The organism is Corynebacterium nasorum (assembly GCF_022345765.1).
GTDB classification, from domain to species: domain Bacteria; phylum Actinomycetota; class Actinomycetes; order Mycobacteriales; family Mycobacteriaceae; genus Corynebacterium; species Corynebacterium kefirresidentii.
The window spans coordinates 1-15850 of record NZ_JAKRDR010000028.1 but is presented as its reverse complement, the minus strand read 5'-3'; the positions used below and the strand labels follow the sequence as shown (position 1 = coordinate 15850).

Here is a 15850-nt window from a genome sequence, read left to right as displayed (position 1 = left end):
GGGGCGTAGCGCCCTCCCTGGCAAGCCGGCCGCAACGCGGCCGCCCCGGAGTCGTCAGACGCAGGGGTTTGCTTGCCACACATGTGTAAGGGAGAGAAAAGCCGCCTTAATCGAGCAGAATCATACGGGTGGAGTTGTAATCGATTTCGTCTGTTTCGTCGGTGCTTATCCGCGTGTCATCGGCCGGAGGAACGGTAAGCACTGGGCGGCTTAATTCAACGTCCTGGCAATGTTCATTAACCAAGTTGATTACGTGATCAGTTGCCTGCTCGGTGCTCGCTTCTTCGTAGCGAGCACCGGCACCGTAATTCATTCTTGTGCGATGAACTAAGTTATCTTTTCCCACACGGTACGCGGCTGCACAGCTTTCCGCCTGTAGTAGGAAACGGGTCTACGGGCTTAGTGTGGGAGTATTGCGAAACCCCCGCGCGCGCATTAGCCTAAAATACGACAGCACAGTTCACCTTTGAATTGCGGCTGCACAATAAAAAGGGCCCCAACCGACTGGTACTCGGTTGAGACCCTCGGGCCTAAAGACCCACGTGAAGCATCACCGCAATGAGCTTCACTGTTACGGTCGCAAGTGTTATGACCTTGATTGCCACATCGAGCCGCTTAAGCTTCGTGGCGTCAAGGTCTTTTCTTTTGCGACCGGGTGTATCCAATGAGTGCTTACCCATTGTCTACCTCCCCTTGCGTCGTAGGGTTGTCCACTCGCCTGAAAAAGGGCGCGCGGGACAGCCCACGTCACGCGCGGGCCACACCGCGCACCGACGAGGAAGTCACGCCCACACCCCACCACAGGTGGCGGGGCGTGATTGTGAACCAGCACTAACGCTAGCAGCCACCCCTGACGAGACCTAGAAGCATGATTCCACCCCTCCCTTGTAGAAGCTGCCCATAAGGGGAAACGCACATAGAGTCACTCGTAGCCGCACTCAAGTCCGTCAATTGCTTTACTCAACGCCCTAGCTAGACGCACGAAAGAGCAGGTAGAACTACACAACATCGGACATATGCTAAAGCATATGGTTTAACATATGTCCCGCCATATGGCGGGACTGACGGGTGCGCATAGTTACCCTCACGACTGCGTCGTTCTAGGCGTTTTTCAACGCCCGATACACCGTAGGGCGAGTCACCCTAAACTCTCGCGCCAAGGCTGCTTTCGACTCCCCTGCTAATACGCGCTGCTTAATCTCCGCTACTTGGTCTGGGCTTAGGGCGGGTTTGCGGCCTTTGTACTTGCCAGCCTTTTTCGCCAACGCAATCCCTTCCGCCTGGCGCTCCCGAATGATGGCCCGTTCAAACTCCGCGAAGCTACCGAGAATGCCGAGCATAAGATCTGCACGCGGATCTGTGGTGTCTTTCGCAAACGCGAGATTCTCATGCAGAAAAGTAACAGTCACACCCTTGCCGGTAAGTTCATCAACAATACCGCGCAGATCCGTTAGCGATCGGGCGAGACGGTCAATCGACGACACGACGAGTTCGTCACCGTCGCGCACATAGGCCATACACTCCCTAAGTCCAGGGCGCTCAGTCTTAGTGCGGCCGGAAATCTTATCTTCAAAGAACCGGTCAATCCTGCCGGAAGCATTGAGTAGTTCTTTCTGGCGCTGATTATTTTGCTCCACGGTGGAAACCCGGATATAGCCCACCCGCTGAGCACGCGAACCGGAGTCATTGGCCATTAGTCTTCGCCCCGCGAGGGATCAAAGGAAACAGTCTCTTGTTCTATGACCGCATCACGATACGACTCGATTGCATCCGAGAGAGCGCACAGCTGAATACCGTCGAGACCATCAGCGTCAGCAAGCAAGGATTGCACAATCCTGCCCAACGCCTGCTGCCCCGACGACAACCCACCATGCAGATCTTTCACCCGCGCCAACGCGGGCACAGAGTCAATATGACTTTCAATATGGAAACCGTCAGACGATAACACCACACTCACCACTTTCTGTAAATATAAGGGCTAGACCCCGCTAGACATGTGTAAAACAATGCTAGGAACGGCCCTATTTTACAGGAAACATCCTGCCGCGGACCGGCGTAACAATAGGGTATCCCCTGGCAACAAAAACCAAGGGGTCCACGCGTCGCTATTCGGCTGAAGGCGAAGAGGGGGTCTTATCGGTTGGTGTGGCGGGGGAAGACGCGCGCCCTTCGTCTAGCAAGTCGTCTGGGCGCACAGGGTTCTGCCCGTTGGTAAATCCGGCCAGTTCGGTGAGCAGCAGGAGCAACTCACTGATGGTGAATGGCTTCTTCGCAAAAACCAAGATTGTGTCGTCACCGGCAATAGAACCCAGGATTTCTGGCTGCCCCGACAGGTCAATGACGGAAGCGAGGTACTGAGCGCCCCCCGGTGGGGTACGGATAAAGACACCGGCATCGGTCTCCACCATCGACACAGCAATAGTCTTCAAGAGACGCCGCAGCCGGCCCCGCGGCCCCGGGTCGGCGGACAACCCAGCTGGGTGGACATCACCGACCACGTAATACGCGGGCCCCTCGAGTGGACGCATCTTTTTCGCGCCTAATTCGTTGAGGTCACGCGACAGCGTCGCCTGGGTGACCGAGATGCCCTCTTTCTCCAACAAAGACATGAGCTGATTCTGACTGTTGACGCGCTTACGGTTGAGGATCGCCGTGATGCGGTAGTGCCGGATTGGGCGTGTGATGTCTTCGTTCATCGGCGTCCGATCTCCTACATATGATCCGGCGCGCTCACGCCGCACAGGTGCAACCCCTTAGACAGAGTCAGCCACGCGGCCTCAACTAGACCGAGACGCGCTTTGTGGATCGGCTGTTCTTCCCCGCCCGCCTTGGGCAAGATCGGGTTGTGGGCATAGAAGCGGTGGATCACACCAGCTAGTTCCTCACAGTAACGAGCTACGCGGTGCGGCTCTCGTAACGCCGCGGCAGCCTTGTTCACCTTCGGAAACTCGGCGATGGTGCGGATCAACTCGCCATCAAGCTCAGTGCTAAGCAGGGAGTAGTCCGCCCCCTCGAAGCTCACACCGAGTCTGGCGGCCTTCTCCTTAAGAGAGTTCAGGCGCGTGTACGCATACTGGACATAATAGATCGGGTTATCATTTGACTTGGATGCCCATACCGCGATGTCAATGTCCAGCGTGGTATCGGTGGACGAGCGGACAAGAGCGTAGCGCGCTCCGTCGACACCGACGGCATCAACGAGATCGTCGAGGGTAATTACAGTGCCCGCACGCTTAGACATGCGCACAGCCTGACCATCTTTAAGCAGATTGACCATCTGGCCAATGAGCACTTCGATGGTGTCAGGGTCATAACCTAACGCACCGGCGGCGGCCTTCAGGCGAGAAACGTAGCCGTGGTGATCCGCACCCAGCATGTAAATGCACAGATCGTGGCCACGGCCAATCTTGTCTTCAATGTAGGCGATATCCCCGGCGATGTAGGCGGCATTACCATCAGACTTAATCACTACACGATCGCGATCGTCCCCGAAATCGGTGGACTTCAGCCACCAGGCACCGTCCTGCTCGTAGAAGTAGCCATTCTGTTTCAACTTTTCAATAGAGCGTTCCACCGCCCCGGACTCGAACAACGAGTTCTCGTGGAAATAGACATCGAAGTCTGTACCAAAATCGTGTAACGACTTCTTGATGTGTTCGAACATCATATCTACACCGTGAGAACGGAAGAACTCCTGCGCGTCGCTCTTCCCCAGCGCATTCGGATAGTGTGCGAGAATCTCACCAGCGATGTCGTTTATGTACTCACCTCCGTAACCATCCTCCGGGGTGGGCTCACCTTTTGCGGCAGCGAGTAGTGAACGGGCGAAACGATCGATCTGCTCACCGTGATCATTGAAGTAGTACTCACGGGTGACTTCAGCACCGTTAGCCTCTAAGACACGTCCGAGGGAGTCGCCCACTGCGGCCCAGCGGGTGCCACCAATGTGAATCGGGCCAGTCGGGTTTGCAGAGACGAACTCAAGATTGACCGTAATACCAGAATAGGTGTCACTATCGCCGTAAGAGTCACCGGAAACGATGACATCGCTGATCAAACTACCCTGCGCCGCAGAAGACAAACGTATGTTGATGAACCCCGGACCGGCGACTGAGGCTTCGGCGATCTCCGGGTGATGGTTGAGGGAGTCCGCCAGCCACTGCGCGAGATCGCGGGGAGCTACACCAGTGCGATTCCCAAGCTGCAGGGCAAGGTTGGTGGCGTAATCCCCGTGGTCTGGATTTTTCGGACGTTCGATAACGGGTTCCGCCGGAATGAGCAGATTATCCAAGTTATGCTGCGTAAAGACATCTTGCGCGCTCGAATAAACGAAACTGCTCAACTGGTTAGGGGTCATGCCGTCATGCTAGCATCCGCCCTTCCGCATTTAAGTGAGGGAACTTAATATTTTACGTAGCCTAGCTTCGGGTAGTCGCGGAAGCACCTCCCTTCACCTACCCCAAGAGGCTCGCCAAGCCGCGAAGGGGTTGCACCTTATGCAAACAGTCGCGGAGCATCCCCTTCACCCCCACACGCGGGTAGAAGAGATTGCCGACAGGGCGAGCTGTGAACTATCGCACCTTAGTTGCCCAATGATTGGATAACTTCAATAAAATGCAATCCCCCAAGCCGACAGTCATGGTCGGCGCGGACTATTGAGACCAAAAATATACACTCACTTTCATACTTCGGTGAATATTTACGGTTGCATTTACTCATTGCTGCGAAAGCTGTAGCTAGAGAGATATCCAAGAACAACAGCGGTGCGAGACTCACTCAGTGCATGTAACATTCGTGATGTCAGAAAATTTAACTTGCACCGAACGCATAAAAGCGTGATGGCCGATGTATGGATCCGTGGAGCGGGCGATGTAAGTGGCAAGCCTTCTTGGAAAGGATTCCCATGCCATCATCCAAAGTGGATGCCCCGGGTACCGAAGGCGCCTCACCCGGTGCTGCCGGGGACACTGGTCCCGACAGCGGCAAGCTCTCCCTGCTCGCCCTGATCGGCCTCGTTGTAGGGTCCATGATTGGCGGTGGCGTCTTTTCGCTACCACAAAACATTGCGGCCTCTGCCGCCGCTGGCCCGATCATCATCGGCTGGATCATCACCGGCATCGGCATGATCTGTCTCGCCTTCGTCTACCAGCTTCTTGCTAACCGCAAACCTGAGCTCGACAACGGCGTATACGCCTACGCCCGAGCCGGTTTTGGCGATTACATGGGATTCAACTCAGCGTGGGGTTACTGGCTATCCGCCCTGATCGGCAACGTCGGTTACCTCGTGCTGCTGATGTCGACCATTGGCAAATTTCTCCCCATTTTCGAGGGTGGAAACACTCTGCCCGCCATCATCGTCGCTTCGGTTCTGCTGTGGCTGACCCACTTGCTTATCATCAAAGGTATACAGACCGCGACGCTGGTCAATACCATTACCACTATCGCCAAGATCGTCCCGATCTTCGCCTTCATCGCCATCGCCGCTTTTGGGTTCCACTACGACCTGTTCGTCTTCGACTTCTGGGGAGAGCAGTCCGGCCTGGGTAGCATCGTCGACCAAACGAGGAACATGATGCTCGTCACGGTATGGGTCTTCATCGGCATCGAGGGTGCCTCCATTTACTCCAAGCGCGCCCGTAATCGCAAGGACGTCGGTACCGCCACAATCGTTGGCTTCATATTCGTCCTCGCCGTGCTTGTCCTAGTCAATTTGCTGTCGCTCGGCATCATGCAGCGCGCAGAAATCGCAGAACTTCCCGATGCCTCCATGGGTGACGTACTCGCCGAGATCGTCGGCCCCTGGGGTGTCTGGTTCGTCAGCATTGCCGTAATCATCTCGGTACTCGGCGCTCTGCTCGCCTGGATTCTACTCTGCGGTGAGACAATGCAAATCCCAGGAACCGACGGGACGATGCCATCCTTTTTCGGCCGGCTCAACGAGAACGATGCCCCCGCGAACGCCCTGTTAGTTACCAACATCGTGACCCAGGTTGTCTTGCTGGCAACAATGCTGTCCTCAAATGTGTACTACGTGATGGCCACTTTCTCGGCAGCACTGATCCTGGTTCCTTACCTCCTGTCGGCGCTCTACGCCCTTCTCGTCACCAGCCGGGGTGAGACTTACACCGGTGACATGGCGCGGGGCCGCGCCAAGGACCTGACGGTCTCGATCATCGCCACGCTCTACGGTTTCTGGCTCATCTACGCGGCAGGTCTTGGCAATTTGGCACTGGCAACCCTGCTCTATTTGCCCGGCATCATTGTCTACATCTGGGCGAAGAAAGAAAACGGCCAACGCCCGTACCTCAAACCCTTCGAGTACATTATCCTGGCAGTCCTCGTTCTTGGAGCCGCCTACGCAGTCTATGGCCTATCAAACGGCGCCATCTCCCTGCTCTAACCCACTCTTACCGCGCGGAACCTGAACGAAACCCGAACCACCCCGCACGGTCCACATTTGAAAGGAATAACAATGTCTGAAAAGTTCTCCGTTGGTGCCTGGTCTGAGGTTGGCAAGCTGCGCACCGTCATGGTGTGCGAACCGGGCCTCGCCCACGAGAGGCTCACGCCAACTAACTCGGCTTCCCTGTTGTTCGACGACGTCCTCTGGGTGGAGAAGGCCCGCGAAGACCACCGCAACTTCCAGCAGCAGATGCGCGACCGCGGCGTAAACGTCCTCGAACTTCATAAGCTTCTCGAGGAAACCGTGGCCGTACCCGAGGCTCGCGAGTGGATCCTCGAGCGCAAGATGTCCGCCAACCTAGTCGGCGCAGGTGTCGACGGAGAGCTGCGCGCTTGGTTGTCCGAGATGGACAGCATCCAGCTGGCCAAGTTTCTCATCGGTGGTATCGCTTTCCAAGACATCCCGTCCGATTTCGATGGCGCGGTCACCTCGGCGCTTGCGAAAGCCCACAGTGGCTCCCAGTTCCTCACCAACCCGCTACCCAACACGCAGTTCACCCGCGACACATCCGCCTGGATCTTCGGCGGCGTCACTTTGAACCCGATGTTCTGGCCTGCTCGCCAACAGGAAACTATGTTGGAAGAGGCTATTTACCGTTTCCACCCAGACTTCGCTGTGGCCGATTTCGAAATTTGGTACGGAGGTTCCGACAAAGCTCACGGCCTGGCCACCCTCGAGGGCGGCGACATCATGCCTGTCGGTAACGGCACTGTCCTAGTCGGCATGGGCGAGCGTTCCTCGTGGCCGGCTATCTCCCAGCTGTCGAAGAACCTATTCGAGAAGGGCGCAGCTGAGCGTGTTCTCGTCGCCGGCATGGCACCGAATCGCGCATCCATGCACCTCGACACTGTATTCAGCTTCCTTGACATGGACAAGATCACCGTATTCAAAGACGTGGTGGACACCATTCAACCGATCACCGTCCGGCCGGGTGATAGTAGCGAGCTCGATGTCACCGCCGAGTCCGATCACTGGAACGACGTCGTTGCCAAGGCCCTTAACCTCAAAGAACTGAAGGTTATCCCGACGGGTGGCAACTCTTATGCCGCCGAGCGCGAGCAGTGGGATGACGCGAATAACGTCGTCGCCCTCGAGCCGGGTGTGGTCATTGGCTACGATCGCAACCTCCACACCAACAAACTCTTGCGCGATGCTGGTGTCGAGGTCATCGAGATCGGCTCTGCCGAACTCGGGCGAGGCCGCGGTGGTGGTCACTGCATGACCTGCCCAATCCTGCGTGACCCGGTCGAATACTAAAAGACCGTCCCAAGGATCTACTTTTTCTGTCTACGGACAGGGTTACGGTGGGATGCGGGATCGCTTCACGGAACCTCGGGCGCGGGTATGGCGTCCGAGGTTGGCGGTAGAGGCGATAGAAATCAGAGGGCAAGGAAGGCGAAGCCTTTCGCGCCAGCGCCACCCCGGCACCATGTGTAAACAAGTTTTACAAAAGGGCGGGAGACCACACGCGAAAACTGCCCTGTGCTTCTGACGCCATTCTGTAAACAGTGTTTCATTCTGTAAACAGTGTTTACAGAATGGCGCGAACGCTCGGCTGCTGAAAATCAACGAGCGGCTCGACGTGCTCAAAACATTATGTAAACATCGTTTACGGACTACCGCGAAGGTCACGTCAGGCAAGGAGTGAAGTCATAGCTACGCGTAAACAGAAACACTGGGTGGGACGCGGGCCGGTGATCTCCGTTCGCGTTGAACCCGAGTTAGCCGAACGCCTCGACGCACTCGCCGCACGCACTAGGCGAAGCCGAGGCACCTATCTCCGCATGGCGCTATGGGCCGCACTTCCACATCTCGAAACGGTTCACTGGGAACAAGTCGCTGCCAACTACGAGCGTCTCGCTATCAAAGATGCGTTCGAGGAAATCACGCTCGGTTTTATGGAGCAGTCGCTCCAAGAAGATCGAGAGCGCGACAACAAGGACTAGTCGGCCAACGCCCGGTAGATCGTCGAGCGGTGCACACCTAACCGTCGCGCGATTTCTGTCACGGCAACACCCTCGCTTTTAAGTTGCCGCGCTTGGTCAATCTGCGAGCGGCTCAGGGAGGGTTTCCGCCCCTTGTAAACGCCGCGCTTTTTCGCCGCGGCGATCCCCTCCGCCTGGCGCTCACGAATAATGGCCCGCTCGAATTCAGCCAGCGAGCCAAGGATGCCAAGCATCAGATCAGAGCGCGGATCACTCCCTGCCCCAAACACCAGCGACTCTTTAACAAACCGCACCTATGCGCTTTTATCGACAACCGCATCAACAATGCGACGCAGATCCACCATCGACCGGGCAAGCCGGTCGATACTTGCCACAACGAGAACATCACCCGCCCGGAGATAGTCCAGGCAAGCATCAAGTCCCGGACGATCAGCGTGACCTGCCGCCGATACCTTGTCCGTGAATTCTTTATCCGGTGTGCCTACTTCCCGGTAGATTTCCTCGGCCTGACGGTCGAGGCGTTGCCCCTGGCTAGAAACACGCATATAGGAAACAGTGACCGAAGACTGTGGTGCCTCCCTGCTCGGTTCGGTAAACGCAGGCGTCGCTTCGGAACTAGCGCGCGCCGCTGCTTTCTCTTCCTGCTCGACAAGTTTCGATGGGCGCTTTCCCCACGACTTACCGGCGTCCCAAAGCAGGTTGCGGGTTTCTACATCTTCTTCTCTTCCCCAACCGCCAGTCTCCGGGAAGCGCTGCTCGCCCTCGAAGAATCGGACTACCGACTTTCGCCTGTAGGCGCGAACAACCTTAACCATCGCAGACGGCTCCCCCATCAGATCAAGGTACGTCGCACACTTGGACTTTCCCTGCCTGCGGTAGGCCTCGCCACCATCCTCGATTACCCGATCACGCGGCACTTTCGTCTCGACATATTTAGTGTCGCCAGGCATGTAGTACGACTCACGGATACGAGCCTGCTTCGAGCCGAGCCACACAATCTCCACAATCTGCTTCGGCCGACCACTGACCTCAAGCAAAGTCCCTAGCCGCTGAGACAAAACTAGACCTCCGCATGCGTCGCAATAGGTTTATTTACTTGATGCTACATCGAGTTGGTGAGTCGAGTACCGCAAGTTCGTGAGTTGAGTACCGCCGAGAAATAAAGAAGTCTATCCACGACATTCTGAGTGTTTGGCCTAACGCCGGCATTACCGCCGATACCACCGGCGTCACCGTCACCAAGACAGCCACCTCCATCCGACAGCGCCCACCAAAGCCCCAACTCGACTAACCACACCAGTCATTAAGCGCCCCCACGCAGGGCGCTTTCTTTATGCCCAAATCAGTCTGCGCAGATTTACCACCCCCTCACTTTTCCGTGCGCATATTTACCCACAAGACAATTTCCCCAGCTCATCCTGCGCATATTTACCCACAAGCGTGCGCTGATTTACCGTTACACAGAAAAAGCGTGCGCTGATTTACCATCACGCCTGCGCATATTTACCAATACGAGTGCGCACATTTACCGATTTAATTCGCACTCTAGGCAAACAGGCCGCAAAGAATATGTCGCATTAGGGTCGATGTATTGGAAAATATTTCGACGAGGAGATTTCGCCGCAAGAAAACCCCAGGGAATGCCGACGTCATGTGTCGCGGTCGAACTGTCGCAATGGGGTGTAACCAAGTCGAATAAGCCGGCAGTTAACACACCTTATTTTCCGTAAACTGCTGACTATGGAAGAGAAAAACCTCTCGTCATTAGTGTTCGGAAACGTCGTCCTTGAATCTCAGTTTTTGGGGACAACTCCTCGAATATATGCCGCTGACATGCGGTCTTATTATTTACGCCCCAGCCCTTATGCCACTCTCTCTGCCCCCTTAAATGATTTAAGAGGGCAGCTTCAACCTGACCATGCTGAGGCTATCGCTAAGAAAATCTTTGACTCCGTGGCTGACGAGCTGAACGAAAACTACCCAGGTGGTTGTAAGCGCGCAGAGGAGGAACTAAAAGCCTGGCTTATGCAGAGTAATTAGTTCACATTGCACGGTCTAGGAGAGCAGAGGAAGTCATGTTAAAAGCATATAAGCTGCCCTGCTCCCTCAAGGTTTTCTTCAAGTGAGGTTTTATATAACTGCCTAGCGGCAGGGGAACCGTATATTGCTTACGGCATTCACACCCTAAGGCTGTATCAGACCAGCTTTCTTTAGGGCAGAAATATGCCGAGCTACAGTGCTTCGTTCGCATCCAATTTCCTCGGCTATTTGCCGTGCGGTCGGGGCACTTCCGGTATCAAAAAGAGTCTGAGCATAGATAGACAAAACGCGTCCACGAGTGCTTTGGCCTTGAACAGACCGGCGCTTATTTGCTGCTACTAAAGCTTCTCGTTGTTCTTGCGCATATTTACCCTCAGGGTCTGTTTTCCAGCGCTCTGCTGATTTCTTGCCGCCCCTACGCCCCATGGTGGCTAGTGCTTTACGCTCACTACTGGTGGCTTTACCGGGTGCGCTAGAGCAGCTGTAGGCCTCGCTCTTGGACTGGGTGACATACCCGCGCACACGCCTAGCCATGGTTTGACGGTCGCGCATCGGCGGCATCTCGTTGTCGCGGCCTGCACCGCCGTGTGTGTGCGCGACGTTGTAGGCGTGCTCATAGGCGTCGATGATTGCTGCGTCTGTCAGGCGTTGGCCTTGCTGGCGCAAACGGTGTCCCGTCTTAAGCGCATGCCTAAAGGCTGTTTCGTCGCGTGCTGCGGTGCCTTGGGCAATCCAGAGCACACGCACACCGTCGATAAGTTCCGGGTCGTACTGGTCGAGTCCACCGGCGATTTCCGCGTCTATGTCCTGGGCAAGCGCTTTGAACGCCTGGGCTTCCTCGCGGCGGGTCTTGACCGCGTTAATGAGTTCTCGGCCAGAGCTAAACTGCTGACGTGGGGCGGGGTTGAACTGGTCTTGCCCTGCCATATCCCTCACCTGCTTTATCAAGTCTCCAAGACGCATCACCCGGTTGTGCTGCCTATACCAACGATAAGCGGTAGGGGCCTTGCCTGTGTAGAACGGGTTTCGGCTAAAGCGATGGGCAAAGTGCGGGTCATGGTCTAAAAGCTCACCCAGTACGCGCGTAGTCGCAGCCAGCAACTTCATCTGCGCAGATTTGCCCTCATGGTCGGCGTATACGGGGTCAATCAGCCAAATGAACTGGGCTTTGCCGTTAGTTGGGTTAATACCCACCCAGGCCGGCCCGACGCTATGAGTAATCAATGAGCGCACCACGTCGCGAACGTACGGGTTTAAGTCTGCGGGGTCACCGCCTGCGGTACCTACTTGATCAACGTCTACGACTAGGACGGCAGCGTACTGCTTGGTGGTGAGCATGGCGTACTCGCACCGTCCTAAAGCATCAGTCTCGAAGCGATACATACGCGGCGAATTCGTACCGTCAGCGTTGCGTCGATAGGCCTTTTTAAAGTCTCGTGTGACTGAACCGTGAAGTACATCGCGGCCTAGATGCTCGCGTAAAAGGTCGCGGTCACTGGCAGATGCTGGGGTGTTATCCAGCCCGCCGCGGTCTGGCTCGACACGGGTCGGTGTTTTAATATGCGCGTTCTGCGCGTAAGCCTGTAAACTCATGGCTGTGCTTTCTCCCAGAGATGTGCTGGGTGATAAGCGAAAGTCATCGGGTTGCCGCCCGGTGGCTTTCTTCGTTTTTCACTGTCTTTCACCGACTCTAAATGACACCGGTGTTATTTACTAGCCATGACACGCGAAAAATATACCTTTTACCTGCGGTTACGTATGGCTAGACATATGGCAAGACATACGTAACCGCGTTTCAGCTGCACAGGGCTGTCTGCGCATATTTACCAATACGCGGACTTTTCCCAGTTCAGACTGCGCTGATTTACCCTCACGCGTGCGCAAATTTACGCATACGGTGGCGAATTATCCAGAGCAACAGGGATACATCAATACAGGAATACAGGTGCCATAAACCTGTATTCATGTATTGCTGTAAACCTTTATTTATTGTTGTGGACGTATTCTTCGAGGTAGGTGCTGACAATCTCGCGGATGGTCACACCTTTTTGGGCGGCGATGACTTTGAGTTCTGCGTGAAGGTCGCGGTCGATTTCAATGGTCATCTTCTTGACGTAGTCGCGGCCTGTGGGTTGGTGGAATGCGCTTCGCACTGTTTTCTTCTCGACTGCTGGGGTTAGCTTCGCGGCTTTTTTCGTTGAGGTTCGCGGGCCTTGCTGCGCCCTGGCGCGTTCTTTGCTGGTGCTCATTTCATCATCTCCATGAGTTCGTCGGCGACGTGGTCGTAGCCGTGCATGTCGGGGCCTGGGCAGTATCCGAACGCTAGGTGCATATCTTCGCGTAGCGGGATTTCGGTTTTAAAGTGCGGCATGTGTTCTGCTTCGAGCGCTTCTCGTGCCGCGTCAAGGGCGCTGGTGCCTTTCCTGGCGAACGTCAGTAAGACTGCATGTGGTGTTCCGTTGACTGCGTCGCGCAGCTCCCATACTCGGGAGAGGTCGGCTGCAGCAGAACGGGTCGGAAGAATGATGAAGTCGCTGACTGCGATTGCTGCTTCGATAGCGTTCTCGTCTCCTGGCGGCACGTCGATGAACATGAACTCATCGTCTCCGACGAGCGCTGCTTGCCTATCGACGCGCTTAGGGATGGAGAGTTCTACCTCAAACGGCAAGGGGCTTCCTCCATCCTCTGCGCGCTCAGACCATTCCAGTGCCGAGCCCTGCCGGTCTAGGTCTGTCACAGTCACGGTCTTTCCTCGGTGGGCGAAAACCGTGGCAAGAAACATCGTTGTGGTGGTCTTCCCAACGCCACCTTTGGCGTTAATGGCGGTAATGATCATGGCTTCTCCTAGGTGGATAAATCACTGCCCCTACCACTTTACAGGTTTAAGTAAATACTGCTTTACAGGTTTACAGTAATACATTTTTACAGGTATCTGTAGAGGTAAAATCGCAGGCAGATAGCGCTTTTATTTTTCTTTATCGTCAGACTCGGCAGAAAGTCCAGCAAGCATGATGCGGTAAAACTCGTTTTCAATGCTCTTTTCTTCGAAGTCCGCAGCGACGTGTTCCCAGTGGTATTCCTCCAATTGGGGCAGCATCGCAGTCACTGCCATCTTGAGGTAGAAACCACGACTGCGTCCGGTGCGAGCACACAGTGCGTCTAGGCGTTCAATGATGTCCTCTGGCATGCGTACAGATACCACGCGCCCGGAGGGGTGAGGTCCTTGAACCATTGACGTAAGTCCTTCCCCTGCCTATCGTAAACATTGTTTACCATATGTCCGGAGTCCACAAGGGCGAGCGAAATTTTCTACAGTTCCGGGCTGTCGTTCTCCGGGGTGTCATCGAGCCAGTTGTCTTGGTCGTTGTCGTAGTCGCTATCTGCGGCGGCTTGCTGGCGGATACGGGCCACCATTGCTTCATCTGCCGTGGAACTAATACCGAGTGAGTCGAGGAAGTCCAGGGAGTTCTGTAGCCCCTGCTCGTCGCTGCGTTGGGAGCGCAGTTCGTCTAGCTCGGTCTCAAGCTGGCGAATCGGAACAGTAAAGCTGTCACGATAATCCACGGCCTGGTCATAGGATGCAGCTACCTTGTCGCGCACGTTGATTGCTTCGTCTAGGAGGGCCTGGTCATTGTTGCCGTGGCGTAGCCTGCCGAAAAAGCCCCTCGAGTTCTTCGTGTCCTCGAACTCGCGCACTACAGCATCTTGCTTGGAATACTGCTGTCCGAGCTGTTTAACCTGCTGGTTAGCCTGGTCGTACTCACCGCGCAGCGTCTCAAGCTGATTGTTTACCCGTTCTATCTCGGCATCGATACTCTCCACGGCATCATTGGACGGTGTAGCGCTATGCTCGTTGTCTGATTCCGGTTCGGGCACCTCGTCGGCGTTGTTGGCCTGGGCACGGGCATGGAAGTCAGCAAAGCGCGCTTCGCGTTTAGCGGCAAAGCTGCGCATGTACTCACCCATTTCGGTGCCGACAAACGGGTTATCGGTGTCCGTTTGGGAAGGCTGGTTGACGAGTTTGGTCAGCTCCCAATCCTGCTTGGCTTGCCCAAACAGCGCCTGGGGTGTCTTATCGCCTTGCTCGCGCATTCCTGCGGACACCAGCAGGTCGCGGGCATATTCGGCAGACTCACGACGGATAATCTGGCCGACCTGGCCATGTCCGGTCTCGGTGTCCCCTGGCTGGGTCTCAGCGATATAGAGGAAGTTGCCCTCACGCCCACGAGTCATCGGCACATAGACACTGGCCTTGTCCAGGTTGCCAACCCCTGCCACCACACGGGCGACATCGACGGTCGCGCCTTGGGAACTATGACCAGTAGCGACATAGCCCAGTTGGGCATGTTTATCGAGGTAGTCGCGGTTTAGTGTCACAGTGGCTAAATCATCATCACACCGTCGGGCCGTAATGGAACCGTCTTTCCCGATGGAATCAACGACCCAGCGTTGACCATTGCGGACGACATCGCCGTTGCTGGTCACCAACTTTGCATCGTTGCGACGAGTCAGGATGACATCACCGACATCGGCTTTCAGTCCATCAGACAAGCCCACCGACCGCGCGCGTTAGGAAACGTGTGGGGTCGTTTTCAGGATTAAAATCCGTCTGAACTCTTAGGCGGAAATTTAGTGGCTTAGGTCATAATGTGACTAATGTGAATACCGTGGTTACGGCTCGTCGGCTCCGTCGTGAACTTCGTTCACGACGGCACAAACCCCCTCACGTACTACGCACAAGAACGCGATAGGCAACGCGGTGCTTATGGTCCTGGAGAAGAAGACATGCCCATATAACCTCATTGCGTCACTCGCTGAAATCAATGAGGGTATTAACACCTCTGTGACCTGGGGGTTTAAGCCAATGGATCATATGATCCATTGAAATTGGAGTAAAAACCACTCCAATGCTGCATTGAAACCCCCAGGTCACTATATGTTTTCGCCTAGAAAAATACGGATGTAGCTGCAAGCAGCAAAATCAGCAAAAAGAGCATAAGGAGTTGTGGTGTCACCCCCTCCGAGGAGGGGGTGACAGTCGGCATAGCCGACAGAACTGACAGCGGTGACCCGCTGTCACTAATCCGCCCACCTGAAGGTGGTCGGATTAGTCTTATGCTCTTCGCCACGAGACGTAAAAGCGGCCCTGATGGGCCGCGTGTAAAAGTTCACGTGGCAAACCCCTCACCGTGGCACCAGTCCTTCGGCTCCTGGTGCTCGTAACCGTGAACGTAACGGGTTTTTAACACCGTTACGTTCACACCCGGAGGGGTCCGGGGAGGGGCGTAGCGCCCTCCCTGGCAAGCCGGCCGCAACGCGGCCGCCCCGGAGTCGTCAGACGCAGGGGTTTGCTTGCCACACATGTGTAAGGGAGAGAAAAGCCGCCTTAATCGAGCAGAAT

14 protein-coding genes and 3 pseudogenes are annotated in these 15850 nt (G+C 55.6%); 5 read left to right on the top strand and 12 right to left on the bottom strand.

Features of this window, described 5'->3' with window-relative positions; genetic code table 11:
- Positions 1-106: 106 nt before the first annotated feature.
- The 5 genes and pseudogenes from MHK04_RS11950 to argS form a co-directional block, all read right to left on the bottom strand.
- Positions 107-313 carry a hypothetical protein gene (locus MHK04_RS11950; RefSeq protein ID WP_208937158.1) on the bottom strand — a complete coding sequence of 69 codons (207 nt, stop codon included), beginning with the start codon at positions 311-313 and terminating at the stop codon, positions 107-109.
- Between the two features lie 787 nt (positions 314-1100).
- Complete coding sequence (locus MHK04_RS11945) at positions 1101-1694, bottom strand: recombinase family protein (protein WP_239208962.1); 594 nt, start codon at positions 1692-1694, stop codon at positions 1101-1103.
- Entirely contained in the window at positions 1694-1831 is a 138-nt protein-coding gene (locus tag MHK04_RS11940; protein ID WP_239208963.1) for a hypothetical protein, read from the bottom strand. Before MHK04_RS11940 ends, MHK04_RS11945 begins: the two co-directional genes overlap by 1 nt.
- Before the next feature lie 397 nt (positions 1832-2228).
- Positions 2229-2696, bottom strand: a pseudogene (locus MHK04_RS11935) (arginine repressor); the annotation flags it as partial.
- Positions 2697-2710: 14 nt separating this feature from the next.
- A complete protein-coding gene (gene argS / locus MHK04_RS11930; RefSeq protein WP_239208966.1) occupies positions 2711-4357 on the bottom strand; it encodes an arginine--tRNA ligase in 1647 nt (548 codons plus the stop codon).
- A 546-nt stretch (positions 4358-4903) separates the two neighbouring features.
- Here argS and arcD point away from each other — a divergent pair.
- The 4 genes and pseudogenes from arcD to MHK04_RS11910 all read left to right on the top strand — a co-directional run bounded on the left by arcD (position 4904) and on the right by MHK04_RS11910 (position 8409).
- Entirely contained in the window at positions 4904-6400 is a 1497-nt protein-coding gene (gene arcD, locus MHK04_RS11925; protein ID WP_239208968.1) for an arginine-ornithine antiporter, read from the top strand.
- Positions 6401-6472: 72 nt separating this feature from the next.
- A complete protein-coding gene (gene arcA / locus MHK04_RS11920; RefSeq protein ID WP_239208970.1) occupies positions 6473-7720 on the top strand; it encodes an arginine deiminase in 1248 nt (415 codons plus the stop codon).
- A 422-nt stretch (positions 7721-8142) separates the two neighbouring features.
- Positions 8143-8211 (top strand): annotated as a pseudogene (locus tag MHK04_RS12320) (ribbon-helix-helix protein, CopG family); the annotation flags it as partial.
- Between the two features lie 36 nt (positions 8212-8247).
- Positions 8248-8409 (top strand): hypothetical protein, encoded by a 162-nt coding sequence (locus MHK04_RS11910; protein ID WP_239208984.1) that lies wholly within the window; start codon positions 8248-8250, stop codon positions 8407-8409.
- On the opposite strand, the gene MHK04_RS12370 is transcribed toward MHK04_RS11910, so the two are convergent.
- Together MHK04_RS12370 and MHK04_RS12310 are read right to left on the bottom strand one after the other, a co-directional pair.
- Positions 8406-8510 carry a helix-turn-helix domain-containing protein gene (locus tag MHK04_RS12370; RefSeq protein ID WP_441303156.1) on the bottom strand — a complete coding sequence of 35 codons (105 nt, stop codon included), beginning with the start codon at positions 8508-8510 and terminating at the stop codon, positions 8406-8408. The genes MHK04_RS11910 and MHK04_RS12370 overlap by 4 nt on opposite strands.
- Before the next feature lie 93 nt (positions 8511-8603).
- A pseudogene (locus MHK04_RS12310) lies at positions 8604-9224 on the bottom strand (recombinase family protein); the annotation flags it as partial.
- Positions 9225-10149: 925 nt separating this feature from the next.
- Between MHK04_RS12310 and MHK04_RS11895 the strand changes: the two are divergent.
- On the top strand, positions 10150-10449 hold the full coding sequence (locus tag MHK04_RS11895) for a hypothetical protein (RefSeq protein WP_239208972.1): 300 nt from the start codon (positions 10150-10152) through the stop codon (positions 10447-10449).
- 144 nt (positions 10450-10593) lie between these two features.
- Here MHK04_RS11895 and MHK04_RS11890 read toward each other — a convergent pair whose 3' ends face one another.
- From MHK04_RS11890 to MHK04_RS11870, 5 genes are all read right to left on the bottom strand, one after another.
- Positions 10594-12042, bottom strand: a complete 1449-nt coding sequence (locus MHK04_RS11890; protein ID WP_239208974.1) for a replication initiation protein — start codon at positions 12040-12042, stop codon at positions 10594-10596.
- Between the two features lie 389 nt (positions 12043-12431).
- Positions 12432-12698 carry a hypothetical protein gene (locus tag MHK04_RS11885; RefSeq protein ID WP_239208976.1) on the bottom strand — a complete coding sequence of 89 codons (267 nt, stop codon included), beginning with the start codon at positions 12696-12698 and terminating at the stop codon, positions 12432-12434.
- The gene (locus MHK04_RS11880; protein WP_239227081.1) at positions 12695-13285 is read right to left on the bottom strand and encodes an AAA family ATPase; all 591 of its coding nucleotides are present in this window, start codon (positions 13283-13285) and stop codon (positions 12695-12697) included. Before MHK04_RS11880 ends, MHK04_RS11885 begins: the two co-directional genes overlap by 4 nt.
- Positions 13286-13414: 129 nt before the next feature.
- Entirely contained in the window at positions 13415-13681 is a 267-nt protein-coding gene (locus MHK04_RS11875; protein WP_239208960.1) for a ribbon-helix-helix protein, CopG family, read from the bottom strand.
- A gap of 77 nt (positions 13682-13758) precedes the next feature.
- Positions 13759-15000, bottom strand: coding sequence for a C-terminal helicase domain-containing protein (locus MHK04_RS11870; protein ID WP_239208961.1), 1242 nt, complete (start codon positions 14998-15000; stop codon positions 13759-13761).
- Positions 15001-15850: the final 850 nt, after the last annotated feature.